Genomic DNA, 24,429 nt, shown 5'->3' with positions numbered 1-24,429 from the left:
GGTCGTTGCTGTTGATCATTGTCGTTGTGAATCTGTGAGACTGTTGTAACATTGAAAGGCCGGTTTCGTCAAGTTATAGAAGAAAATATAACACTGTATGCTGACCGAATTCTGGTCCATTTACGGGCTCTTAATCGATACCATGCCAGTATCCTTGTCGACACTGAACGGCGCACCTACAGCCTGAGTGAGCAGCCTTACAGGTATATAGCCGATACCTTCATGCAGACGCGGAGCCGCATTTGATGTCACCGTTTGCCCATTAAGCTCAGCTTCTTTTTTCCCCAGGGTAAAGCGGAAGGTACCCTGCGGACCATTCGCTGTGACAGACTTCGACGTTCCGTCCCAGGCCAACTTGTAACCGAGCGAGGTTAGCAGCGGCTTATAAGAGACGTACGTGGTGCCGCTTTCGTTGAATGCCGCCGGGTCGCCTTCGACCCGCTTTCCGTCGAGGAAGAGAGATACCGGATTGATCCGGTTCTGGGGCTTCGCCGCCCAGAGCGCGTAGCCTTCTTCAGCAATCCATAGACCGATTTTCTTGTTGCGGCGCCATTCTTCGGGGAAGGCAGACACTGGAAGATGCGTCTCTCCCCGTTTAATGCCGATCTCCGGCGTGAAGGCCGGACGTCCGAGCCTTTGAATAAACCAGTCCGTATAGCCGCCTCCGCCGTTTGAGTTAAAAGCAGGACTGACCTGTCTATAACCCGTAAAACGGGTAAAAATGTCCGCCAAACGTTTGTCCCGCGAATAGTTGACGGCTGGTGTACGGAAATTCCAAAACAGAATTCGGCCTGCCGAATGATAGGACACTGCGATCTCCGGATCGATTTCGTAGGTGAATGTAACCATCGCTTTATTTTCCAATGTCGTAACCGGAGCCGTTCCTTTATGTCCCATCCAGCGCGGAGAGTAATAGTTATTGACCAGATTGGCCCAATTCGTATCATACTGGCGGTTGGGATCGATTCCCTGCGCATTCGCTTTCCAACGTTTGAAATTGCGGCTGCCTTCATTCATCCGAATCAGCGCTTGATGCACACTGGCCGGAAAACTCTTCAATCCCGTCTGCTGCAGCGTAACACCATCCGGATTCACCATCGGGACGAACCAGATCTTCGTTTTGTCCAAAATGCCCCGGACATCATATCCTTCAAATCGGCGCCCTTCCGTATAAGCGGCGGCGTACTGTTCGATCATATACATATTCAGCGTGGTAGTCAGCCATTCACGTCCATGATGCGAGCCGTTGAAAAAGACGGTGGCACGGCCGGTGCCGAGCCCTACTGCCCAAATCTCGCGTCCGTACAGCGTTCTGCCAATCGACTTGTATTCGACAATATCGGGATACTTGGCCGCAAGCTCGCGGATGTCACGAGTCAGCACTCCATACGAGTACGTTACCGACGGATCGACAATCGTTTTCACAGCTGCCTGAGATTGCCCTGCAGGCCCCAACGTCAGTACGACGAGAATCACGGCCAGCAGCATTATTCCGAACTTTTTCATTACAGCCCCCTGTAAAAATGATGATTGACCTTTGCCCTCTTAATGTTTCCCCTCTCATACTATCATTCTCGTCCCTTCACACCAACTCCTTTTCTTTCTCATTTTTCCCAAAAACTTGACATATCCCAAAGCCTAGTATTACGATACATAGTAATTCTAGGTATAGATAAAAGGAGGACGTTCCAAGGTGAAAGTAAGCAAAGAACTGCTGAAAGGCTCAACCGGCGCGCTGGTGCTGACCGTTCTGTCGAGCAAAAGTATGTACGGTTACGAACTGATCAAGGAGTTGGATAGTCGTTCGGATGGCGTATTCGCGCTTAAAGAAGGCACACTTTACCCTATTCTGCACGCGATGGAGGCCGAGCGTTGGGTAGAATCGCACTGGGAAGAAAGCGGCGGCCGCAAACGCAAATATTACACGGTGACCGACGCCGGACTGAAGCAGCTCAAACAGAAGAAGGAAGAATGGCGGGTTTTCAGCGGCGCGGTTAATTCGGTGCTCGGGGAGGGTCGGGCATGAGCGGATTCGATCGGGAAAAGGACAACCTGGAAGGCTTGGCCGACATACCAGCATCTGACGGCGGCGCAAAAGTCTCCAGCCGCGAGGCGCAGTTGAGCGATACGCAGTCGGAAGATTTGCGGTCAGGAGATCTGCGGTCAAACGATACGCAGGAACGCCGCGAAGCCGACCTTCTCGTCGACGCTTATCTGGACCGCATGTGCGCCCGTGTCAAAGCGAAAGAGCTGCATTCGGAGCTGCGGGAAGAGATGCGCGGGCATATCGAGGAGCTGGCGGCAGGACGGGAAGACTCCGGCGCTTCGCCACTTGAATCCGCATCCTGGGCGCTTGCGCAGATGGGCGATGCAGACGAAGTCGGCGGGACGCTGGGGCAGATTCATCGGCCGAAGTTTAACTGGAAGCTGTTGGTGCCGCTCTCGGCGATTGTAGCGATTGGACTTGCAGTGATTTTCTCTATCGGAACCGCCAGCTGGTACACCTTCTACTCGGATGGAGAAGGCTTGAAATCCCGCCCCCTTTCTTATCTGCATCTGGCGCATGAGCAGCTTTTGTACATATTGATGGGAGCAGCGGTGTGTACCGCATTGATCTTTTTCGATTACAAACGGCTGCAGAAATACTCGCTCGCTCTATACGTAATCACGCTGGGGCTCACACTATTGACTGCGGCTCAAGGATGGACCGATGGAGCCGACGGCCAGGCAGGTTATGGTTACCTGAATCTGGCTGCTTGGAGGATCGAGTGGACAACTCCTTCGCTATATTTGTTCGTCCTGTCGCTGACAGGTCTGCTGACTCGCCAGGATTGGCGCAGCCAATCTCCTTACGCACCGTCCGTGATGCTTCTGATAGGGCTTCTGATTGTACCGGTGCTGCCTTATATCGGGATGCACAAGACCTTGACGGCTGTTTTTTACCTGATGCTTGCTCTGCCCCTGTATGTGAAATTCTGCGGGAGAAGAGAGCATCTGCGGACCTTTCTCCCTGCATCGGCTGTTCTGTCTGCGGGGATTGGCCTGTACCTGCTTCAATCCCATTATTGGGCCGATTGGGCTGCAAGGCGCATCGGTCTGTTCCAATCGGTGTATGCCCCTCAATCGGTCAATCCGGATGTACGTTTCTTGAATGATCGGATCAGCGAAGTCTTGAATGCCTCTGGTCTATGGGGCCATGGCTTCGGTTCATCTTTTGCTCCGATGGCCGATATCTATTCCGATATGGTTTTCATTTATTTTATCTACAGTTTCGGTTGGATCGGCGCCGCCGTTTTTCTAGGCATCTTAAGTTATCTGATCGTTCAGCTGCTTCGGTCAATTCGGCAGGTACGTGACTTGTACGGCAAAACGCTGATCGTTCTATTCTCATCTGCTTTTATCGTTCAAACCCTTTATACGATCGGCGCATCCCTGAACTTACTGCCGTATATCGATGTGCATCTACCTTTTCTCAGTTACGGCAGCTCTTCTATTGTCTACTTCGCCCTCTTCGGCTTGATGCTGGGCATTCATCGGCGCAGAGACATCGTACCGAAGGAACGATTGTCTAACACCAAGAACACTGGAGCTAAAGCGAAAGGAGTGCCTTCATGAGTTCAGATCACACAAAAGCACATAACGAATCGTCCAAGGTCTCATCGGCAGGAAAAGGATTCGAGTTCGAAGCGGACGTCCAGAGTCAGGAACGCCCGGACGCCGATCTCCTCGTCGACGCTTATCTGGATCGCATGTGCGCCCGTATCAAAGCCAAGGAGCTGCATCCCGAGCTGCGGGAAGAGATGCGCGCGCATATCGACGAGCTGGCGGCAGGGCGCGAAGACTCCGGCGCTTCGCCGCTCGAAGCTGCATCCTGGGCGCTTGCGCAGATGGGCGACGCGGACGAAGTCGGCGGGACGCTGGGGCAGGTTCATCGGCCGAAATTCAACTGGAAGCTGCTAGTGCCGCTGACGGCGATTGTGGCGATCGGACTGTTAGCCCTGTTCTCGCTGGCGGCCTCGGGTGATGGCATATTCCAATTCATCAATTTCGGCGAGCAGCAGAGTGTATATTACGGGATGGGGATTGCAGCGCTTATTCTCTTTACCTTTTTCGACTATCGTCTGCTGAAAAAGCATGCGGTTTGGTTGTATACGATCACGATCCTTCTTACAATTCTGTTCTTCACGTTCGGCTCAACTATGATCAATGGAACGCTCGGTTGGGTGAATATCGGTGGCATTACGCTGAACTGGACCTTATGCATGTTCATCCTGTTTTTGCTCGCGTTACCCGGACTATTCGAACGGCTGACTTTAAAAGATGAAAAATGGAACAGCGGACGTCAATGGGTCGCAATCGCTCTAATACTGCTGCCTGTCGCGCTGTATATCTATTTCTCTCTGCTGGCGTGGCTGCTATTATCCCTGTATCTTATCGCCTCTTTGCTGCTTTTTTCGCGAGCTGGAGGTTCCCGAATCTATTTGTACGCGTTGCCTGCCGCGGCAGCGGCTTCGGCGGTAAGCCTTTATTTACGAAATGAATACTGGCAGGATCGAATAATGGCGGTCTTTGCCCCTCATCCTCTGACGCCGGACGCTAATTACGCAAATACCACCATGGCAGCAGCAATCCGGGAAGGCGGCTGGTTGGGACAGGGCTTTGGTTCTTCCGGACAATCGATCACTTATCCCTATGCCGATGCCATTTTCCCTTACCTGACCTACAGCTTCGGATGGATCGCGGCAGGTATCCTGGTGGTCTGCATCGTATGGCTGGTTGTTCTGCTTCTGGGTGCGGTCCGGGCCATTACGGATTATTACGGACGCTCCCTTGCGGCCGGGCTGTCGATTCTGCTGGCCGGGCAATGGATCTACGGAATCGGAGCGTCGCTTGGTCTGCTGCCGTTCACGAAGATCGCGATGCCATTTATCGGCTACGGCGGCAGCACAGCGATCATCAACTGTGCGATCTTCGGCTTGATTCTCGGCATTTACCGGCGTAAGGATATAATTTGGGTTCATAGAGCGGCAGCAGGAACTCAAAGCACGCGCAGCCTGTAAGATTTCTTAATGTCACCTGCGCTTTAACGATTATAAGATTTTCTCTTGAGCTCTGAGCATCTGTATTTGCATAACAAAAGACTCCTCGATATGAGGAGTCTTTTGTTATGTTTATCTAATTCAACACATGTTCTATGTACAGCCACTTCAAGATAAAACTTAAGTGCATAATGCTGAATCCGTACGGCTGCAGATTATCGATCCCGGATAAATACCGCCCGTGTACTTACAAAGAACATTATTCAGTTAACTGCCGGCTTATTATTCGAATCGGCCTGCTCGTTCAGCTTGGCGTACGCTTCCTGACTGATCTCCATGCTGACCTTATGAAGTTCCGATCTCCATTCGACCTTCATGGATATGCCGTCGGTAATCATCGACTGCTCGATCGAGCGCTCCGCCATCGCTTTCGCTGTGGCTTTGAGCTTTTCAGGCGAGACTTCAATCTTGGCTCGCTCCGCATAGAACATCTGCAGCAGCTTCTGCTGCGCCAGTCGTTCTTCCGCCTGTTTCTCGGCCCGACGAGCTTCCAGCTTTCGCTGCTCTGCTTCGCCAAACCGCTCAAGCGCCCCGGCCGGTTCGCCGCTTTGTCCGGATTTACCGACTCTTGGCGCCGGCGCCGCAGATCCGCTCTGCGGAACTGCACGCGCAAGATCCGGATTTATAATATTCGAAGGTCTATAGTTAACCGTCCAGTTCCCCAGATCTCCCTTTGCAAAAGATATTTTTTCCACTTTTAACACCCCTCCCTGTATCAAAATCAACTTGATTACTCTTTATACGTATAACTTCTATTCTGATGACTCTCTATTCTTATAACTTCTATTCTGATAACTCTCTATCTTATACTCTCTATTTTACTACGTAATTAGTCCCAAAATACATACGTCCATCATCCTGTTTAGCTCTCTTTTTCCATCTATTACATCCCCTGCGTAAGTCCGGGTTTTATAGCTGGTTGTGAAGAAGCGGCTCCCCCGTTCCGGGTGCATAGGAATCTTCAGCAGCTTTCCCAAAGAAGTCTGTCAGTCGTCTTGACACCTCTTCCGCCTCGTCATGCTGCACCCAATGAGCTGCCTGTGGATAATGATGAACTTCCACATTCGGCACCAGTTCCGCTGACGGACGTGCCAGTTCCTTCGACAAGTGCGGATCGCGGTCGCCGAACAACACCAGCACCGGCGCCATAACGATCTGCATATCGCTCTTTTTCAGCTCGGAAGGATACCGCATAATTGCCCGATAATAATGAATAGCGGATTCGATAGTACGCGGTCCTTCAAAGGCTTTCACATAATGCTGCAGTTCTTCTTCGGTAAAAGGTTCATTAGGTTCGCTTCGCAAAAGGCCGCGCAGCATGCTAAAACCGCCCGCTCTCATCATCCATTCTGGCAGATTCGGAAGTTGGAAGAAGAAGATATACCAGCTTTTTCGCAGTTGACGAAGCGTCCGCATTCCTTCCAGCATACGTTGGGGATGCGGCATATTGAGTACGGCAAGCCGGCGCACCCGATGCGGATAGCGCATAGCGAAGAACCAAGACACATTTCCTCCCCAATCATGACCCGCCAGCAGAATTTTTTCTTCGCCAAAATGCTCAATCAGTCCGTCAACATCGGCGCACAATTCCTCGATCCGGTAACTCGATATGCCGCTCGGCTTCGACGACTCGTTGTAACCGCGGAGATCCGGTGCCACCACTCGGTAACCCGCATCGATCAATGCCGGAATCTGATTCCGCCATGTATACCAGAAATCCGGAAATCCGTGCAGCAGCAGGACCAGCGGTCCTTCTCCACCTTCCACGTAATGCAGCAGCACTCCGTTCACATCGGCATAACCATGCTTAATTCGGGCTTCCAGCTCGCGTTCTGCCTGCACCTTCATGCGTTCTCCTCCTTTGTCCGAATCGGGATCGTTTCCTTTTATAATCTATAGACGTTCAAGGAAGTTTTTAACCTCTCTTTTCCCTTTATAAGCCTGAATTCTCCTTTTCATTACAATATTGTTACTCTCTAATCCTTGGCGAAAGCTTGTTACCCTGTCCAAAAACCGATATATTCAGAACATGCGTCTGCAAAAAAACCTCATGTAAATCAAGCGGCTTCGCCGGATTTCAGAAAGGAATTCTACATCAATGCGTTTGAAAAACTGGAAAAAAACCGTCGCTCTTTCTCTTGCCGTCGTATGCGTGCTGGGTATCGCAGCTCTTCTGCTCTTCCGGCAGTTGGAACAGAGCCGACTCGTTAACCACGGCGTTCCCGAAGCGCTTATCCCTGTCGTCTCGGCCGACACCATTTCGGAACAGTACGATGTAATTGTTGCCGGCACTGATCCGGAAGGGATCGCTGCCGCTATCTCTGCCGCGCGCAACGGGCTGAACGTACTGCTGGTCGACGGACATGATCGGACCATGCTGGGCGGGCTGATGACAGTCGGCGGACTGAATACGATCGACCTTAACTATTCACCGAAGCAGCCGTTTTTCTTCCCGCAATTTCGACCGGCGAATTATTTAAATAAAGGCCTTTTTCAAGAATGGTACGATCAAGTCGAAGGCTCTTCATTTGATGTAAATGTCGCGGCCAATGTATTTTATAAAATGGTCAAAGCCGAACCCAATATTGATCTGGTAATGGGAACGCGCGCTATGACTCCGATTACCGGTACGCTCGACGGCCGTACGGTCGTCACCGGTATGAACATTACGCTGCAGGATGGAACCGAGCAGAGAGTGCTTGCTTCCGCCCTGATCGATGCAACGCAGAATGCCGATGTGGCCGCCGAAGCGGGAGCCCAGTTTACGCTCGGGCGCGAAGATATCGGCGACACGGACAGCCTTATGGCTTCCACGCTCGTGTTTCGTATGAAAGGCATGACTCAAGAAATCTGGAATAAGCTTGCCAAGCACAATGACACCGGTATTGACCAGATGAGCGTGTGGGGCTATAAGGAAGCCGCGGAATATCCGTCAAGCGATCCGACAAAAGTGAAGATGCGCGGATTGAATATCGGTCGGCAAAATGACGGGACCATCTTGATCAATGCCCTGCTGCTGTTCGGCGTAGACCCGCTTGATCCGGAATCGGTGAAGCGGGGGATGGAAATCGGTACGGCGGAAGCGCCAAAAATCGTCGACTTCCTAAAGCAGCGCTTCCCGGAAATGGCTGCGCTGGAGTATGACGGCGTGGCCAGCGAATTGTACCTGCGGGAATCCCGCCATCTTAAAGCCGAGTACCGCCTGAATCTGGCAGACGTGATGGAGAATCGTTCCCACTGGGACGATATCGCCTACGGTTCGTATCCGGTCGATATTCAGAGCACAAGCGACGGACGAATCGGTACGGTGCTTATGAAGCCGAGCCAGTATGGTGTTCCATTCCGTACGCTCGTGCCGAAGACCGTTGACGGCCTGCTCGTCGTCGGACGTTCGGCCGGGTTCGATACCGTGCCGCACGGCAGTGCACGGACGATTCCCATTGGCATGGCGACTGCCGAAGCGGCCGGAGCCGCAGTCAAGCTCGCGCTGGACTCCGATATGAGTCTGCGCGAATTATCCGGTTCGGAAGAGCGAATCGAAGCGCTCAAGAAGCAGCTCCGTAAGCAGGGCGTGGACTTGTCACGGCCTGATCTTCCGCAGCCGGAATACACGAAGCATAAGCATTATCCCGGTATGCTGATCGCCGCCAATATGTATTTGACGTCCGGCGGATACGAGAACGACGGCTGGGGACTCGACAATGAAGCTAACGTACAGCGCTTCTTCAACGCTGTACGAGCCGTGCGCCTGCTGCACCGGGATTTCTTCCCGGGCGAAATGGAAGGCGTACTGGCCGGCTACGCCGATCCCGCCAAAGAGGATTTGACTCTGGAAATCGCCGCCGGATTGATTGCCAGCGCCATGGACCTGTCTGTACCTGAAGGCAGCGCCTTGGAAACGCTGCTTGCCGACGGCTGGCTGCAGCAGGAGACGCTGAACCTGATCAGCGATCCGAACAAGTTAACGAATGGCGACTATTACTCGCTGTTCGGGGATCTGTCGCGGCATTTCCTGCCGGACGAAACCGCAGAGAACCCGGTTCGATAGAAGCTGCACTTCCTTGAATCCAATCATAAGAAAAAGCTTGGCTCAGTCCTCTTTCGGACTAGGCCAAGCTTTTTTGTGTACCTATTGAATTACAGCTGAATTACAGCTGAATTACAGCGAATCCAGCAGCTGTTTGAAATCGGGATCGAGCTCCAGGGCATTCCAGAGCATTTGCAGCATCTCGGCACGTGTCGCTTCGGCCGTAGGGCGGAATGTTCCGCCTTTGATCAGCCCATACTGCGCCGCTGTATTGATCGCGTCAGCAGCAAAACTTCCTGCCCGATCGAGATCGGTTACCGAAGGCGGGTTTGTCGTAACTGCAGCATTCTGCAGCTCCAGAATACGGGACAAGATCACAACCGCTTCCTGACGGCTTAGGCTTTTGCCCGGCTTGAAGCTGCCGTCGCCGTAACCGTTCAAGATACCGAGTGAAGCGAGCTTACGGATCGAATTGCCGCCCCAATGTCCGTTAATGTCTGTAAATTCAGCCGATTGCGAAGTGTCGGCTTGGAGTCCGAACAGCCTGTCCAGCAGGACCGCAAATTCGGCGCGGCTTACGGCCGCGTTCGGTTTCACCGTTCCGTCTGCGTAACCTTCAATCACACCGAGCTTGGCGAAGCCGTTCAGCACACGCGCTGCCCAGTGACCGTTGGCATCGGAGAAGACGCGCGGAGCCGTGTTACCGGCATTTCCCTGACGCTCCTGCAGATTCTGCAGCAGTCTACCCGCATCTATCGCACGGGAGTTGAATACGCTCGGTGCAGGCGCTGGTTGAGGCACTGCCGGCGCAGGTGCAGGTGTTGAAGGTGCCGGCTGTCCATTTGAAGCCGGCGGGGTCACCGGTGTCGAAGGCGCCGGAGCTGACGGAGCCGGGTTCGACGGTACCGGGAATGTCGGCGCCGGATTCGTCGGCGTAGGCGTCGGATTCGTCGGTTCGGACAACTGGGCTTCCTGCAGCATCGCTGTCAGATAAATCAGCGGCGAATTGTAATTCAGCGCCTGTTCGTTGGTCTCCCAATCGATTGTAGATTCGTTGTAGGCTTTGGCCGGGAATTTGGCCTTGGAGCTGTTCGGCCCGCCTGCCATATAGCCGTTCGGCATTTCGATAATAAAGTCGCGCATGTAAATTTCATGGTGCGTGCTGCGAATACGGTTTTCTCCGTGGCCGGTAATATAGCTGAGCTGAAGCGGATTGATGCCCAGCAGATAATTCAGGTTGCTGGCTGCCGCCTGGATATTGGCTTCGTCGAACGTGCCCAGAATTCGGCTGCCGATCGCCAGACTTACCGGTACGCTTGCCACATTGGAGTTGGCACCCCAATAGAAGTTGTCCTGCGTCGAATTGCGCCATACCGCGTCGTTCAGCGTGGCATCCAGTACTTTGTCCCGCCAAACTTCATATTTCGGAGCAAACCAATCGCGGATTTCCGGATCAACCTGCGATGCACTCAGATAATGGTAGTAGCCGATCATTTCCATACCATTGATCCCGTGCGAGAAGTTTGTCGATTCGAACACGTTTTCGAAATTCTGGTAGTGAGCTTTGACATAATCGCCGTACTTCGCTTCTCCCGTTGCCCGATACAACGCGGCCGCAGCGTAGAAGCGGTCGTTTTTATCGTTGTTGTCATTGTAAGGACCGTCCGGCTGCGCAATGTATTCCGGATGATTCTCCAGAAACGTCCATCCGTCGACCGCCGATTTCAGCAGCGTATTCGAATAGTCTTCAAGTGCCGGGTCCGATTTGAATACGAGCGAAGCGTGAGCAAGAGCACCGACCGTATTGGCGGTCTGAGCGGTTGGAATCACACTCTTATCTCCGGTTCCGTCCATGATGAAACGCTTCGGTTCAGGCTCGCGAATGACGTAAGCGTAAAATCCGCCCGTCTCGGGATCTTGCATTTTCAGGAAGAAGTCCGTCTCGAACTTGATCTCGTCCAGCAGGTCGGAGATCCCGTTCCCGCTTTCCGGGATGTTGAGCTGTCTGTCCGGGAAAGCTGTCGGATACGCCTCGTACGCCCAGAGCAGGTCCGATACCGCGGTTGCCGCGGCCGTCACGTATTTGCCGGTGTCGCCCGCATCCCACCATCCGCCGGATACGTCTTTGGTAATCGAAGGATTGGATTGAAGCGGAAGATTGCTGTCAATCTTGTGCAGGCCTTCGCGCGCAAATTCTCCTGCATGTTCAGCGTCCAGATCGTCGTTGGCACGCTGGTAATAGAAGAATTTCTGGACGTCTGTAAGCAGATCGCCGTATACGTCCGTACCTAATCTGAATGGAACGGACGGTGCAGCAATTCCATCTACGACGATCTCGTATTCGCCCGGTTCCCGCAGCGGCGTAAAGTCGGCTTTCAGTACTTTTTCGCCCGAGGAGGGATCGTAAGCTTTGATCAGAGACAGTGTTCCGTTGTACATGGTCGTACCGTCGGAAGTACGCTTGACCTCGAACGGCGTGCCGACTGTAGCGTTCAGCTCATTGTAATAGCCGCTGACCAGTGCATACTTCTCGCCCTCGTTCAAATAACCGACTTGGTTAACTTTGATCGGTGCAGCCGATATTTCGGTATCCGGCGATACGACTTTGATGTTGGCGATACGGAATGTGACCGAGCTGTCCCCGGCAAGTTTCAAAAGCTGAACCTGACTCGGGTCAAAGAGTGGATCCGAGCCAAAAAGATCTTTGAGCGGAATCGAGTAATGCTGCCATTCCGTCGTAAGAGGCTTGTATTCGCTTACATCTTTGGAGAAGACATCGATATTTGTTTCTTCCGGATTATTGTCGTTGTCTATGTAGAATTCGCCGTTGGCTTGCAGACGTTCATGCACGCCGTCCCGGAAACCGATACGGAACGATTCTCCGCCTTCTATACCGACCGCATCAAATTCCAGCGTACCGTTGGCACCATAACGTGAGAAATCGAAGGTCTGCCAACCGTTGGTCGTGTAATGTGCAATCCAGTTACCGGAAGTCTCGATCTTTTTCCCGGTTTGCTCCTGATACACGTCATCGGTTACGGTAACTTTGTCGCCCCATCCGTAATCGGCGATTACAATATCACGCAGTTTGTTCCAGTCGGGCCCTCCCGGCGGCGCGTACTCTATGGCTTCCTCGGCATGAATCGTCGCGACTGGTCCTACGGCCGGAAAAGCTAGAGAAACCGCCAGCAGTCCACCGACAACTTTAAACAACGTGCGCTTGGTACCGAGAGTCTTGGTTCGTTGATACATGAATGAACATCCCTCCGTTTTATAAGTAAACGCTTTCAATTAACAGCATAGGGGATTTTTCCGATGAATTATACCCCTTAAATCCGAGTTTTTTCACCCTATTTATTAGTCATTCACCAACAGGTTTATTCAGCAAAGGCTTAAAATCCACTAGGGCGTGTACGCAATCTCATCAACTTTTTCGAATAGAAGATGCTTTTAACGCCCAGGTCCGGTTTCCAAGTTTGAATAAAGCCTTTGAACGTAATACGAAGCCGATTATTGGTTCCCATATATGCCGTAATGGGACGCGTTCCAGTAAGGCCCAATAAGTGCTTATATGCAATTATTTTCCGTAAAAGCTCGCCAAATCGTACAATAAGTGCGTAGATGCAACTATTTCACATAAAAGTAAGGTTAGAAACGCGAAAACGCTGAAATAAGTGTATAGGAGCACTTATTTCAGCGAAAGTTAAAAATGTGGAAAAAATAAGTGTACAGGCGCACTTATTTTCTTTTTCCCCTATTACATCTTCAATAAATTCTTTCGGATTTTGCTGAAGCAGCTTTGCATACAGATCCTAAAAAAGCGGTGTCCGGTTTTAAACCGAACCCCGCTTTTCCCGTTCTTCACTTTTCATGATCGAGCCAGCGCCGCCTTCAAATCTTCAAGCAGCTTCCCCGCTCCTACTATTGCGGAGTCGCTGTTGTTGTAAAAAATAGCCGTTCTGACTCCGTCCTGTTCCAGCTTGGGCAGAATTTTCTCCATAAAGGCGTGCAGGTCGAGCGGACGGCTGGTATAACCGTTCCATTCGTCAATCGCGCAGTGCAGCGCAAACTCGTCTTCGGGCCATAAAGGCAGCAGCGCAGATCCGTCCGGCGCCGTGGTCATGGCCCAGCCTTCGTTGTAAAGCCCCCACAGCATCTGCGTATTTGCGGTTTTTTTTACGAAATAGTCGTATCGCAAATCGGCAGGCCGGCTGACGATTGCATTGAATTGTTTTAGATTCATAGGTCCTCCCGTATGGCCGAGTCGCCGGAAATGGTCCGGTTTTCTAATCTATTTACCCATCGCAGGAAAAGTTGACTTTACACGGGCGTCTGATGCCTTAATATTTACATTCCGCTTGTCCAACGGTTAGTTAAATCTCCGGACCTCTTGAAAAATATTAAATATGCTCTTTTTTATTTTTCAATACGAAATGATATTTTTTTGAAAGATTCTGCATGAATTGAAACATGTACTTCCCTACGTAACAACCAACTACAAATCCTAATGTATTTAATATGATATCATCAATATCTACACTTCTTCCCGCTGCAGTAAAAATATCCTCTAATAATTGAATAGATTCTATCGTCAAAGAAATAATCATACCCACTACTATACTTTTTTTCACTTTTCTTAGCTTTCCCCAAATCGCACTTATATAAAGTCCAAAAGGAAGCAAAAGCAAAAAGTTTCCTATTAAAGCTGCTGACAAACTCTTGTAATAACCATGGTTTAGACCAAAAGAAAAAGTATCGTATATCGATTTAAATGGAACTAAGTTAAAAGGGATGTCCTCACCTATAGATTCTTTTCTAGCCAATATTGCTTGTTGATCTACTAAAATAGGGAAAAATACAACACTTATTAAAAGGCATATGTATAAAACAAATACAAATTTAAAAATAAAATGAATCAAGTTAAATTCTTTTTTTAATAAGAAACGAATCAGTTGATAGATACAAAAGATAATTGATACTGCCACATAATTCATAATGTCGAACTCAAGCATTTTCCAACCTCTTTTTAATTCAACTTTTTTTGGAATTCATATCAGGTTTACAATATAGATAATTCTAAATAAGTTGTCAAGACACGTTTTATCCTTTTATTTACTAAGTAGAACAATAAGCAGCGAAGCTGCCTCCGATCCGATCAACGAATCCAAATACTTCGTATAGACTGCAATCCGAGGCAGATATGGCTCTTCCCTATCTATTTCCTGCTCCTCTCTCATACATCAAGTTCCACCAGAATGCGATCGATCCCCTGTTTGTCGTCGTCCGGCGGTATTGGAACCCGTTGACTCATCTCTGCTCCTCCTCTTTATTCACTTCTGCCGGTTCAAACTGTCCATACACCAGCTTCCGGTAAAAAGCGTGCGAAGATAGCAGCTCCGCATGCGTGCCTTCTCCTGTAGCCTGCCCCTTCTCGATGACGACCAGCTTATCCGCTCCACGCACGGTAGAGAGCCGATGCGCGATAACCAGCGTTGTCCGGCTGCGCATTAAGGTATCGAGTGCCTGCTGCACCAGCGCTTCCGATGCGCTGTCCAGATGCGCGGTCGCTTCGTCCAGCAGCAGAATGTCCGGATCGCGCAGAATGGCCCTGGCGATCGCCAATCGCTGCCGCTGACCGCCGGACAGCTTGACGCCGCGTTCGCCGGCCTGTGTTTCCAGACCCTGCGGCAGCGAAGCGATAAACTCTGTCAGATTCGCCAGACGCACCGCTTCTTCTACAGCCGCGTCGTCTGCGTCATCCGTACCGGATAAGCCGTAGATCAGATTCTCGCGGATCGTCCCCACCATAACCGGACTTTCCTGCGAGACATAGGCAATTCGTCCGCGCCATTGACGCAGCGGTATGCCTGATACATGCTCCTCGCCGTACAGCAGGCGGCCCTCTATCGGTTCATAGAAGCGTTCGATCAGCGAGAAGATCGTCGTCTTGCCCGCTCCGCTCGGGCCGACGAATGCCGTTGTCTGTCCGGCTTCGGCCGTGAAGCTCAAGTCCTGCAGAATCGGCTTGTCGGCTGAGTAGCCGAAGCTCACTTTGTCGAACGTTAGCGGGAGTTGGGCGGTACTGCGTTCCAGCACACCTGCCAACACTTCCTCTGCCCTCGCTTCCGATAGCGCTTCGTCGCCAGATTCATGCTTCGCAAGCTCACTGTTCCGGAGAGCAGCTTTCTCGTCATACTTGACTGACGGCCCAGCATCCTGTTTGTGAGGAAGGACGGCCGCTTTTCCTCCGATCCTCTCATCTGTCTCCGCAAGCTCCCGCTCCTCCGGCGTAAGCTCCATAATTTCCTGAATCCGTTCCGTCGCGCCAAGCGCTTTCTGGAATTGGGTGAAGAACGTCGCCAGCTGCGTGAACGGCACAACGATCTGGAACATATACAAAATGATCGCGACCAGTGCACCGGCCGTCAGCGCTCCGCGCGCTACTTGTGCACCTCCATAGCCGATCAGCGCAACGAGAATCAGCAGCATAATCGTCATCATCAGCGGTGACACGATCGACTGAATACGCGCTTCCCGCAGGCCGAATCGCAGCAGCCCAGTGATTCGTTTCTCGCCTTGTTCCATTTCCGCCGGCTCGGCCAGCAAAGCTTTCACCAGCCTAATATCCGCAAGCACCCGGCCCAGATCACCCTGGAACTCGGCTGTTTCCTTCTGCATATCGCGCGAGATCGCGTACATACGGCGGCCTACAGGCCACAGCAGCAGCATCGCCCCCGGAATAGCGAGCAGCGCAAACAGCGTCATTTTCCAATCGATCGTAAGCAGGATAATGACGGCGCCAACAATCGACACGATTCCGGACAGGAACGAAATCACCTGTCCCGTAATAAAGTCGCGCACAATATTCGTATCGTTCGTAACGCGGCTCATCGTCTCGCCCGACGTATTCCGGTCGAAGAACGAGACGGGAAGCTTGAGCACCCGTTTCCACAGGTCCCGCCGCAGTCCCGAGACAATAAACTGTCCTACATAGGACATCGTATACATGGCAAAGCCCGCCATCAGAGCCTGCCCGAGAAACGCCGCCGCCAGCAGCGCAACGGTCCGGCCGGTCAGATTGGCTGCCGAAAACCCGTCAACCATCCGGCTGGTCAGCAGCGGAATCGCCAATGTCACCAGAGTCTCGAACAGCCCCAGAATGACGGCAGCGGCAATCAGCCATCCCTTGGGGCGGTACCGTGCAATCAGCCGCCAAAACGTCCCCCAGCCAGGCGAGGACGCTCCGTTCACTCCTTCGCCGGTCGTCCCTTCGCTGTCCGCTTCCCCCTTCTTTCCGTTTCCCTCTTTTCGCAGTAGGTCAGTGTCCGTTCGTTCTGGCAGTGCCGACTTCGGCTTGACGGGCGCTGTCTTTCCGCTTGTGCTCACCGCGTTCTCCTGCGCTTCCCCGCTTCTACTCATGCATTTCGTCCCCCTTTATCCCTTGATTCATTCCGTCATTCTCCGTCTGTGCCCACATACGCTCCAGATAATGCTCCTCCTCATTCGTGAATAACAGCGGAACATGCAGCGGAGTCTCCGCTTTCATGAATGCCTCCAGTTCCTCCAACTCTTCCGGAGACAGCGGACGGCCCAGCTGTTCCAGCAGCTTGCTCGCCTGTCGATTCAGTCCCGAGGCGATCTTCTGCACTTCCGGGTCTTCAGGCGGGCGGCCCGATTGCATCAATTTTTTTAGGTGTACAACTTGATTCATCATCTCCCGCTCCCTTTTTCTCCGTTCGGATTTCGGGATGCCGTCCATCCAGAATAGGTTAGCAAGCTCCTCCGGCAGACGCTCTTCCATCCGGCGGCGCTGCTCCGCTTCCAACGAGATTGAACGGATCATGAGCAGCAGAATGTCTGTTTCCCAGACTTTCCCTTCCTCGACCTCTGCCAGGTTGAGCGTATCGTCCAGAGCGTCCAGCATCCGGTCGAGCTGCTCCCTTTTCTGCCGCAGCAGCTGCCTTTGGCGTTCAAGCGAGCGCTTGAGCGCTTCGCCCTCCACTTCCAGTTCGCCGGCAATCCGGTCCAGCGGGTAGTCCAGAAATTTGAGCGTCAAAATCTGCTGAAGTCGGATCAGATCGCGTTCGGTATACAGCCTGTGGCCGAGATCGTTGTAGCCCGAAGGCGCAAGCAGTCCTTTTTTGTGATAAAAACGCAGCGTCCGCTCCGTCACTCCCGTCAGTTTGGCGAAAGCGCCGATCGTATAGACGGTCTGCGCTTCGTTCGATACTTTTGGCGAAGATGCTCCGCTATGTTCCATGTTCCACCCACCTTTTCCCATTTATTCTTGGCCTCAGTATAGGGGTTGACGTAACGACATGCACAAGAGGGAATTTGAATGTTCGAAAACTTTTTCTAAACTTTCGCGTCGACTTTGAGCATTCCCTCTATCGTTTGCTGTCATTACGGTTAAAGGTTATCGTTTCGAACTTTTGATACTGATCCGGAAGAGGGCAAGTCCGGAATCGACCAAGGAGGCGTAAGCAGACCATGAGCATGAACTACAGAACGCTTGGTAAAACGGGATTGGACGTATCGGAGATCGGCTACGGAGCATGGGGAATCGGCAATACGGGTTGGCGCGGCGCCGACGACCAAGAATCGTTGAAAGCGCTGCATCGTTCGATTGAGCTGGGACTGAATTTTATCGACACGGCGCTCGGTTACGGAGACGGCCACAGTGAGAAACTGGTTGGACAAGTGGTACGCGAGCGCTCGGAAACGATCTACGTGGCTTCGAAAATTCCGCCAAAAAACGGTCAGTGGCCGGCACAGGCAGGTGTACCGTCGAACGAAGCATTCACCGCCGAACATGTCATTTCTTCAACGGAAACCAGCCTGCGCAATCTGGGCCTGGATGTCATCGACGTCCAGCAGTTCCATGTCTGGTCGGACGAATGGGTCGGACAAGGCGATTGGCTGGAAGGCGTGCAGAAATTGAAGGAGCAGGGCAAAATCCGCCATTTTGGCGTCTCGATCAATGACTACCAGCCCGCCAACGCCATTAAGCTGATCGAGAGCGGTGTCGTCGATACGGTGCAGGTGATTTACAACATTTTCGAACAAACACCGGAAGACGAGCTGCTCCCTGCCTGCCTAGAACATAACGTCGGCGTGATCGTACGCGTGGCGCTCGACGAAGGCGGCCTGACGGGCAGCATTACGCCGGAGACGGAATTTGACGAAGACGATTTCCGCAGCCGTTATTTCCGCGGCGACCGCAAACGCGAGGTGTACGAGCGGGTACAGAAGATCACGCAGGACCTGGGCATCGGAAACGACGAGATCGCCGAGACCGCGCTGCGCTACGTACTGAGCCACCCGGCCGTCTCCACCGTAATCCCTGGCATGCGGTCGATCCGCAACGTTGAGCGCAACATGAAAATTGGCGATGGACAGGGACTGCCGAAGGAGCAGATCGAGAAGCTCAAAGCTCACCGCTGGACCCGAAACTTCTATAGTTAAACGAATGCGCAGTTAAACGAATGTGCAGCAAAACATACGAACACATAAGCCCGCTCTCCGACTGAAGGATTCTCTTCGCGGACAGTGGGCTTTGCTGATTTTCCGGTTCATTCCGCTTTTCCATTCGTTACCTTTTCATCCCCTAAATATTCCATTAGTATTGAATTTAATTAACCAAGAGAGGACTGATGAACATGAAAAACACAACTTCGAACACGACGCATGAGGTGATCGACAACTAAATTCGCGAAAAGAGGAATAGAATGATTTCGGATCAAGAACTGACTATCCGCCCGCTGCAAGAGAAAGACCTGCCTCGCGTGTGGGAGCTTGTCTATAAGGAAGAACAGCCCGAATGGAAAAAGTGGGACGCGCCCTATTATCCGCATGAGTCCATTTCTTACGCAGATTTCCTGCCGACGGGGCAGAAATGGATCGGCAATGACGACTTTTGGGTAATCGAGGTGCAGGGTACGGTGCGCGGCACGGTATCCTATTATTGGGAACACGAGCCTTCCCGCTGGCTGGAGGTCGGCATCGTCTTCCACGAAGCAGGCAGTTGGGGCAGAGGTCTGGGCACGCGCGCTCTGAAGCTGTGGGTCGAGCACTTGTTCAGGACAATGCCGCTGGTGCGAATCGGATACAGCACCTGGTCGGGCAATGCACGCATGATCCGGATTGGCGAGAAGCTGGGTATGCAGATGGAGGCCAGAATTCGTAAAGCACGTTATTACAACGGGCAGTATTACGACTCGATCCGTATGGGCATCTTGAGAGAAGAATGGGAGCAGGCGAACTGAGGCTGAATCCCAGATCCTATAAAAAAGGAGCGAGCCGGAATTCCATTCGGCTTCGCTCCTTTTTTGTATATGCGGATTCGTCGCTCCCTATATCATGTTGTCGACAATTCGGACAATCTTATTCAACGTCAGCAGTCCCTCTGTATCTTCCAGCCGGGCAAAGGTTGTCTCGCCTATACGGCTTGCCGCGTCGAATTCGCCGATCAGACTGTCCAGCAGAATAAAGTAGGCGTTGACGAAGCGCAGGTCAGCCGGATCGAAATGACGGATATACACTTTCAAATCGATCAGTTGGTCCTTCAACTCCCAACTGAAATAAATGTCGGCGCAGGACAGTTCCAGCTCTTCCATCCGAATCACAAATCCTGCAGCCGCTTCCATTCGGGGACGGAATGCAACGATTTTCCAGCGTTCAAGCTTGGGCGCCGCCTCATACAACGAGATTACACTGCCGAACGAATCGACGATCCCGTTGGCTGACAGTACCAATTGCCTTTGTCCGTCTTCGACGCCTTCCGAGATCCCGAACGCCAGATTGTCATCGATCGCCTGCAGCATTCTGCCCAATTCCTCGAATACGCCTTCCTGGTCCTCTTCCAACCGATCGAACCAATCCCGTTCTTTGCTCTCGAATACTCTCCAGAAGCGGTCGGCCGGATCGAGACGGTTCAGCGCAATAATACGGCTGCCGGCCATAGCCTTCGCCTCCCTTCCATACCTGCATTTTATACTCTGTTCCTTTTACATGGCAATCCGGGGACGGCAATACTTCAATCATTTAACGATAAAATGAACCGGTTTCCCTTCCCAATCCACGTAGCCGTAGGCGCCCGTGTCCCGATGCTTCACCAGCATGGTCCGATTCTCGCTGCCGTAAGCTACCTCGAACCGGGGTTGAATTCGATAACTCCCGCCGGCTCCGATATATCCCCATAAGCCATTATTTGCCCGGACCGCGGCCAGACCTTCCGAGTAGTCCCGAGCATCTGTAAATGTCGGATCGATCTTCACCCTGCCGGAAGCATCGATGAATCCCCATAATCCATTCAAACGGAACTTGGCCAACCCTTCACTGAATCGACCGACTTCCTCGTAGCGGGGCTCCACAACTTTATTTCCTTGCTTGTCGATAAATCCCCATTTTTCCCCAAGCAGTACAGCTGCCAGTCCCTCGCTGAAATTCCGTGCGGCATCGTAGACGAATTGAGGCGGCAAAGTCTTTCCCTGCTTATCGACAAATCCCCATTTCCCGCCTTTGGCTGCAACGGCCAGTCCTTCGCTGAAACTGCCACCGTAGCTGAAGCCTCCATCAAGTACCACTGTCCCCTTGGGATCGATAAAGACTGCCCCGCTCTTCTCGTCCGGCCAGACGGAAGCAAGTCCTTCCGAGAACGAGTTGGCCCGATAATAGCCGGCTCCGAGAACGACATCGCCCTGCTTATCGATATAATTCCAATGTTCGCCTATTCCCCCGGCATTCTTGGCATCGTGGTCCATCACAACAGCCAGTCCGCTGCGAAAATCTCCTCCTCCTTTTCCTTCAATCACCATTTGTCCCGTTGCGTCGATATAGCCGGCCTGTTCTCCGATTCTGACAAAGGCCAATCCTTCCGAGAAATGCCGGGCTTCATGATAAGCGGGCTTGAGAACGAGGCGATTGGAGGAATCCGCATAACCGTACTTGCTGCCGACTAGAACGGGACGCCAATCTTGGGTCCGGAAAATATCGGCTGTGCTGGGCCCCTGCTGCGCTGTATCGCTTCTGCAGCCAGCGGCGAGAATCAGCATGAGCGTCAATATCCACAGAAATGTTTTGCATATGGATCGTGCGGGCTGCTTCACTCAAACACCTCCCACGAAAAGTAAAAAATAACCCATTCACTCCTACATGATTCGCTTACTTATTCATACATACCCATTGAGCCAAAAAAAGTTAATCCATAAAAAAGATAGAATAGAAACAGGATTTATTTTTGTCGAATTATGGTACAAAATAGAATTAAACGATAATAAATCGCTTTTTTTCTCTCTTGATACCTAAATAAATAATTCTTTCGACTCTTTTTATAGTAAAATATACTTAACTAACGCAACTTGAGAACCACTTCAAGTAGATAGGAGAGCTTGACAGCATGACAGATCAAAACAAAACCACCGTTCTTTTCCCCTTTATCTCTTTATTCACTCTCGCCTATTTTGCTTGGATTTCAATATGGAAACACAACCCTGATTTATCCAGTTGGGGAGGGACCGTCTTTACCACAGCCGCATGCCTAATTACCCTTGCATGGCTGGCACGCGCTGCAAAACGAAGTTCGGGTGAACGAAGAACCTTTTGGATCTTATTGACCCTCGGCAGCTTCAGCTATTCGTTCGCCGAAATGATATGGCTTTATGAGGACGTTGTACTCGGTACCAAATTACCCTCTCCTGGCTGGACAGACTTTTTTTTCATCCTGCAAATTGTCTGCTATCTGGCCGCTTTTATCTATCCTTTCACTCAATTTGAACGGAGCTACCGGGCTTTCAAACTGCTGTTTGACGTTCTGATCATTATGACGGCAGCAACTGCATTCAGCTGGCACTACCTTATTGGTCCGCTGCTTCAGCCCGGGAAAGCGAGCATTCTGGAGCTTTCCGTTTCTCTGTTTTATCCAATTGGTAACCTCGGCTTGTTGTTTGGAGCAGTCAGCCTATATTGGGGTTCACGTCAGGTCGTCTCGGACAAGCCAATGCTGCTCGTTGTCGGAGGTCTGATCATTCAGGCTATCAGCAATTCCATTTATCTTTACCAGGTTTCCGCAGACAGTTATTTCATGGGCAATCTGGTCGATCCGCTGTTTACGTTAAGCCTCCTGCTGATTGGAGGCGCCGGAGCTCTTCAGACAACCGAGAAAAATGAAAAACCTGCAGGAAAAGAAGAGGAAGATCCGCGGCGGTTTGACCTTGTTCGCCTGTCTCTTCCTTACGTAAACGTCATCGTACTGTTTATCTTCATGATTACCGGCCCCGGCAAATTTGACGCGCTTACAGTTGGCTGCGCGATCTCCATTATGCTCGTGATTACGCGGCAGATGTTTATTCTATTGGAGAACCGGCGTCTGTTGAACAAATTGTACGACAAGACGGAAGAGCTGGAGATTAGCGAGCAGCGCTACCGCTCCTTATTCGATTATCATCCTGATGCCGCCTACTCGCTGGACATGAATGGAAAGTTCGACAGTGTGAATACGACCTGCGCGAATCTGCTCGGCTACAATGCTCGTGAACTGATCGGCTTATCTTACTCCTCGTTTATACAAAAGCAGGACTTTCCGGGATTATCGGACGACTTGAAGCAGCTTCGGGAAGGAATCCCTCTACGGCAGGAGTTTACTGTCAAGAACCGAGCCGGTTTATCGTACGAAGTCAGTATTATCAGCGTTCCGATTCGAGTGAAAGACAAGATCGTCGGTATTTTCGGAATTGGCAGAGATATTACGGAAAACAAGAAGAACGAAGAGCGAATTCGTCATCTGGCGTATCACGATCCGCTTACTGACCTGACCAACCGAGCTGCCTTCGACGAACTGCTGAAAAAAGCTTTGTTCGATGCCCAGCTCTATCAAGAGCAGCTGGCGGTGGCCTTTATCGATCTGGACCGATTCAAGTCCGTCAACGATACACTTGGCCATGATGTCGGCGACAGTCTGCTGCTATCGGTAGCAAACCGACTGAAGGCATGTATGCGTGAAGGCGACACGGTCGCCCGTCAGGGCGGAGACGAGTTCACCCTTATCCTGCGCGAAGTATCCGGTCTCGAAGATGTCAAAGAGCGGGCTCGCCGTATTCTTGAAGAACTCAGCCGCCCGCATAATCTGAACGGCCGCGTGCTGAACAGTACGCCAAGTATCGGGATCGCCCTCTACCCGTCCGATGATAATACTGCTGTCGGCTTGATGAAGAAAGCCGATATCGCCCTGTATCAGGCCAAGGAAGGCGGAAGAGGATGCTACAAGCTGTTCGGAGAATCGGCCCCTTCCATCTTCGACAAGATTTCGTTGGAGAATGATATTGTTGAAGCGATCGCCCGGAATGAGCTTCTGCTCCATTACCAGCCGCAGGTCGATGCGGATACCAACTCGCTGATTGGTGCTGAAGCCTGTCTTCGCTGGAACCGCCCCGGTTTCGGGCTGCTGAAGCCGGACGTATTCATGCAGGCTGCGGAAGCCACAGGCATGAATCTTGCAATCGACGAATGGACGCTGCGTGAAGCCTGCAGACAGGCCAAGATCTGGAGCGACGAAGGGATGCCGGTCAAGATCACAATTAATCTGTCGCCGCACCAGTTCGAACAGGACAGTCTGGCCATGCAGTTACAGCAGATCTTGGAGGAAAGCGGAACAAGTCCTGAACTGATTCAGTTAGAATTGTCCGTATCCGCGATCATCGCTCAGCCCAAAATGCTCGCACCCAAGCTTCAAGAAATCAAAATGCTGGGTATCTCGGTCTCGGTCGATGGCTGCGGAGAAAATTATGCTGCGCTGTCCGCTCTGGAGAATATCCCTATCGATACCCTTAAGCTGGATTCCTCGTTGACTGTGAACCTCGAAAGCGGCCCGGTCAGACAGTCGATCACCGCCTCGATCGCCGGACTCGCCAAGACGCTGCAGCTCCATATTGCGGCCGAAGGGATTGAAAACGAAGAGCAGGCCCTGCTGCTCCGCAGCCTGGCCCGCTTCGGCATGCAGGGTCCCTTGTTCGGAGAAGCCGTACCTCCGGCAGAGATCGCCAGCCTGGCACGACATGCGCTGGGTTCATAAAAAAAGCCTAAACGTCGTCTGCCTAAAAGGCGGATAACGTTTAGGCTTTTTGTGATTTTGAGGGGCTCAAATGATTCGCAGCCATAACGGCATAGTGGTTCCTCCGTTCAATTATGATACCGCCTGTCGCTTTGCTTAATCATTTTCAGGAAAACGTATACAATCGACAATGAAAATAAAGCAACAAACCATTTAAATAGCAAACCCTGATTTTCTAAGTAGAAAGCATTTGCAAC

Annotated in this window: 17 protein-coding genes; 7 read left to right on the top strand and 10 right to left on the bottom strand. The window is 51.7% G+C overall.

Translation table 11 applies throughout. The features are described from left to right. Window positions 1-120: 120 nt before the first annotated feature. Window positions 121-1,506 (bottom strand): M14 family zinc carboxypeptidase, encoded by a 1,386-nt coding sequence (locus F456_RS22825; protein ID WP_018978045.1) that lies wholly within the window; start codon window positions 1,504-1,506, stop codon window positions 121-123. Between the two features lie 187 nt (window positions 1,507-1,693). Between F456_RS22825 and F456_RS0115910 the strand changes: the two genes are divergently transcribed. The 3 genes from F456_RS0115910 to F456_RS0115900 are packed head-to-tail and all read left to right on the top strand — an operon-like array spanning window position 1,694 to window position 5,060. Further along, complete coding sequence (locus tag F456_RS0115910; RefSeq protein ID WP_018978044.1) at window positions 1,694-2,026, top strand: PadR family transcriptional regulator; 333 nt, start codon at window positions 1,694-1,696, stop codon at window positions 2,024-2,026. Next, window positions 2,023-3,615, top strand: a complete 1,593-nt coding sequence (locus tag F456_RS0115905; protein ID WP_018978043.1) for an FtsW/RodA/SpoVE family cell cycle protein — start codon at window positions 2,023-2,025, stop codon at window positions 3,613-3,615. The genes F456_RS0115910 and F456_RS0115905 overlap by 4 nt, the downstream gene beginning before the upstream one ends. Next, window positions 3,612-5,060 (top strand): FtsW/RodA/SpoVE family cell cycle protein, encoded by a 1,449-nt coding sequence (locus F456_RS0115900; RefSeq protein WP_018978042.1) that lies wholly within the window; start codon window positions 3,612-3,614, stop codon window positions 5,058-5,060. Before F456_RS0115905 ends, F456_RS0115900 begins: the two co-directional genes overlap by 4 nt. A 242-nt stretch (window positions 5,061-5,302) precedes the next feature. Here F456_RS0115900 and F456_RS0115895 read toward each other — a convergent pair whose 3' ends face one another. Continuing rightward, window positions 5,303-5,794, bottom strand: coding sequence for a hypothetical protein (locus F456_RS0115895; protein ID WP_018978041.1), 492 nt, complete (start codon window positions 5,792-5,794; stop codon window positions 5,303-5,305). A 214-nt stretch (window positions 5,795-6,008) separates the two neighbouring features. Next, a complete protein-coding gene (locus F456_RS0115890) occupies window positions 6,009-6,947 on the bottom strand; it encodes an alpha/beta fold hydrolase (RefSeq protein ID WP_018978040.1) in 939 nt (312 codons plus the stop codon). A 250-nt stretch (window positions 6,948-7,197) separates the two neighbouring features. Here F456_RS0115890 and F456_RS0115885 point away from each other — a divergent pair, with 250 nt between their 5' ends. After that, the gene (locus F456_RS0115885; protein WP_018978039.1) at window positions 7,198-9,147 is read left to right on the top strand and encodes an FAD-dependent oxidoreductase; all 1,950 of its coding nucleotides are present in this window, start codon (window positions 7,198-7,200) and stop codon (window positions 9,145-9,147) included. Between the two features lie 111 nt (window positions 9,148-9,258). On the opposite strand, the gene F456_RS22820 is transcribed toward F456_RS0115885, so the two are convergent. From F456_RS22820 to F456_RS0115860, 5 genes are all read right to left on the bottom strand, one after another. Further along, window positions 9,259-12,378 carry a glycoside hydrolase family 9 protein gene (locus tag F456_RS22820; RefSeq protein ID WP_018978038.1) on the bottom strand — a complete coding sequence of 1,040 codons (3,120 nt, stop codon included), beginning with the start codon at window positions 12,376-12,378 and terminating at the stop codon, window positions 9,259-9,261. Between the two features lie 616 nt (window positions 12,379-12,994). Further along, window positions 12,995-13,369, bottom strand: coding sequence for a DUF2750 domain-containing protein (locus F456_RS0115875; RefSeq protein WP_018978037.1), 375 nt, complete (start codon window positions 13,367-13,369; stop codon window positions 12,995-12,997). 157 nt (window positions 13,370-13,526) lie between these two features. Next, window positions 13,527-14,138 carry a VanZ family protein gene (locus tag F456_RS0115870; protein WP_018978036.1) on the bottom strand — a complete coding sequence of 204 codons (612 nt, stop codon included), beginning with the start codon at window positions 14,136-14,138 and terminating at the stop codon, window positions 13,527-13,529. A 295-nt stretch (window positions 14,139-14,433) separates the two neighbouring features. After that, window positions 14,434-16,545: an ABC transporter ATP-binding protein gene (locus F456_RS23725; RefSeq protein ID WP_018978035.1), complete on the bottom strand. Its 2,112-nt coding sequence runs from the start codon at window positions 16,543-16,545 to the stop codon at window positions 14,434-14,436. Next, entirely contained in the window at window positions 16,538-17,386 is an 849-nt protein-coding gene (locus tag F456_RS0115860; RefSeq protein WP_018978034.1) for a MerR family transcriptional regulator, read from the bottom strand. The genes F456_RS23725 and F456_RS0115860 overlap by 8 nt, the downstream gene beginning before the upstream one ends. A gap of 230 nt (window positions 17,387-17,616) precedes the next feature. On the opposite strand from F456_RS0115860, the gene F456_RS0115855 reads away from it, so the two are divergent. Continuing rightward, complete coding sequence (locus tag F456_RS0115855; RefSeq protein WP_018978033.1) at window positions 17,617-18,591, top strand: aldo/keto reductase; 975 nt, start codon at window positions 17,617-17,619, stop codon at window positions 18,589-18,591. 263 nt (window positions 18,592-18,854) lie between these two features. Continuing rightward, complete coding sequence (locus F456_RS0115850; protein ID WP_018978032.1) at window positions 18,855-19,391, top strand: GNAT family N-acetyltransferase; 537 nt, start codon at window positions 18,855-18,857, stop codon at window positions 19,389-19,391. 87 nt (window positions 19,392-19,478) lie between these two features. Here the strand turns inward: F456_RS0115850 and F456_RS0115845 are convergent, their stop codons facing one another. Both F456_RS0115845 and F456_RS22810 read right to left on the bottom strand, forming a co-directional pair. Then, complete coding sequence (locus tag F456_RS0115845; protein ID WP_018978031.1) at window positions 19,479-20,087, bottom strand: hypothetical protein; 609 nt, start codon at window positions 20,085-20,087, stop codon at window positions 19,479-19,481. Window positions 20,088-20,165: 78 nt separating this feature from the next. Beyond that, a complete protein-coding gene (locus F456_RS22810) occupies window positions 20,166-21,233 on the bottom strand; it encodes a WG repeat-containing protein (RefSeq protein WP_018978030.1) in 1,068 nt (355 codons plus the stop codon). Window positions 21,234-21,523: 290 nt separating this feature from the next. Here F456_RS22810 and F456_RS0115835 point away from each other — a divergent pair, with 290 nt between their 5' ends. Then, window positions 21,524-24,193, top strand: a complete 2,670-nt coding sequence (locus F456_RS0115835) for a DUF4084 domain-containing protein (RefSeq protein ID WP_083923723.1) — start codon at window positions 21,524-21,526, stop codon at window positions 24,191-24,193. The last annotated feature ends 236 nt before the right edge of the window (window positions 24,194-24,429 follow it).

Source organism: Saccharibacillus kuerlensis DSM 22868 (assembly GCF_000378145.1).
Taxonomy (GTDB): Bacteria; Bacillota; Bacilli; order Paenibacillales; family Paenibacillaceae; genus Saccharibacillus; species Saccharibacillus kuerlensis.
This window is presented reverse-complemented; position numbering and strand designations above follow the sequence as displayed.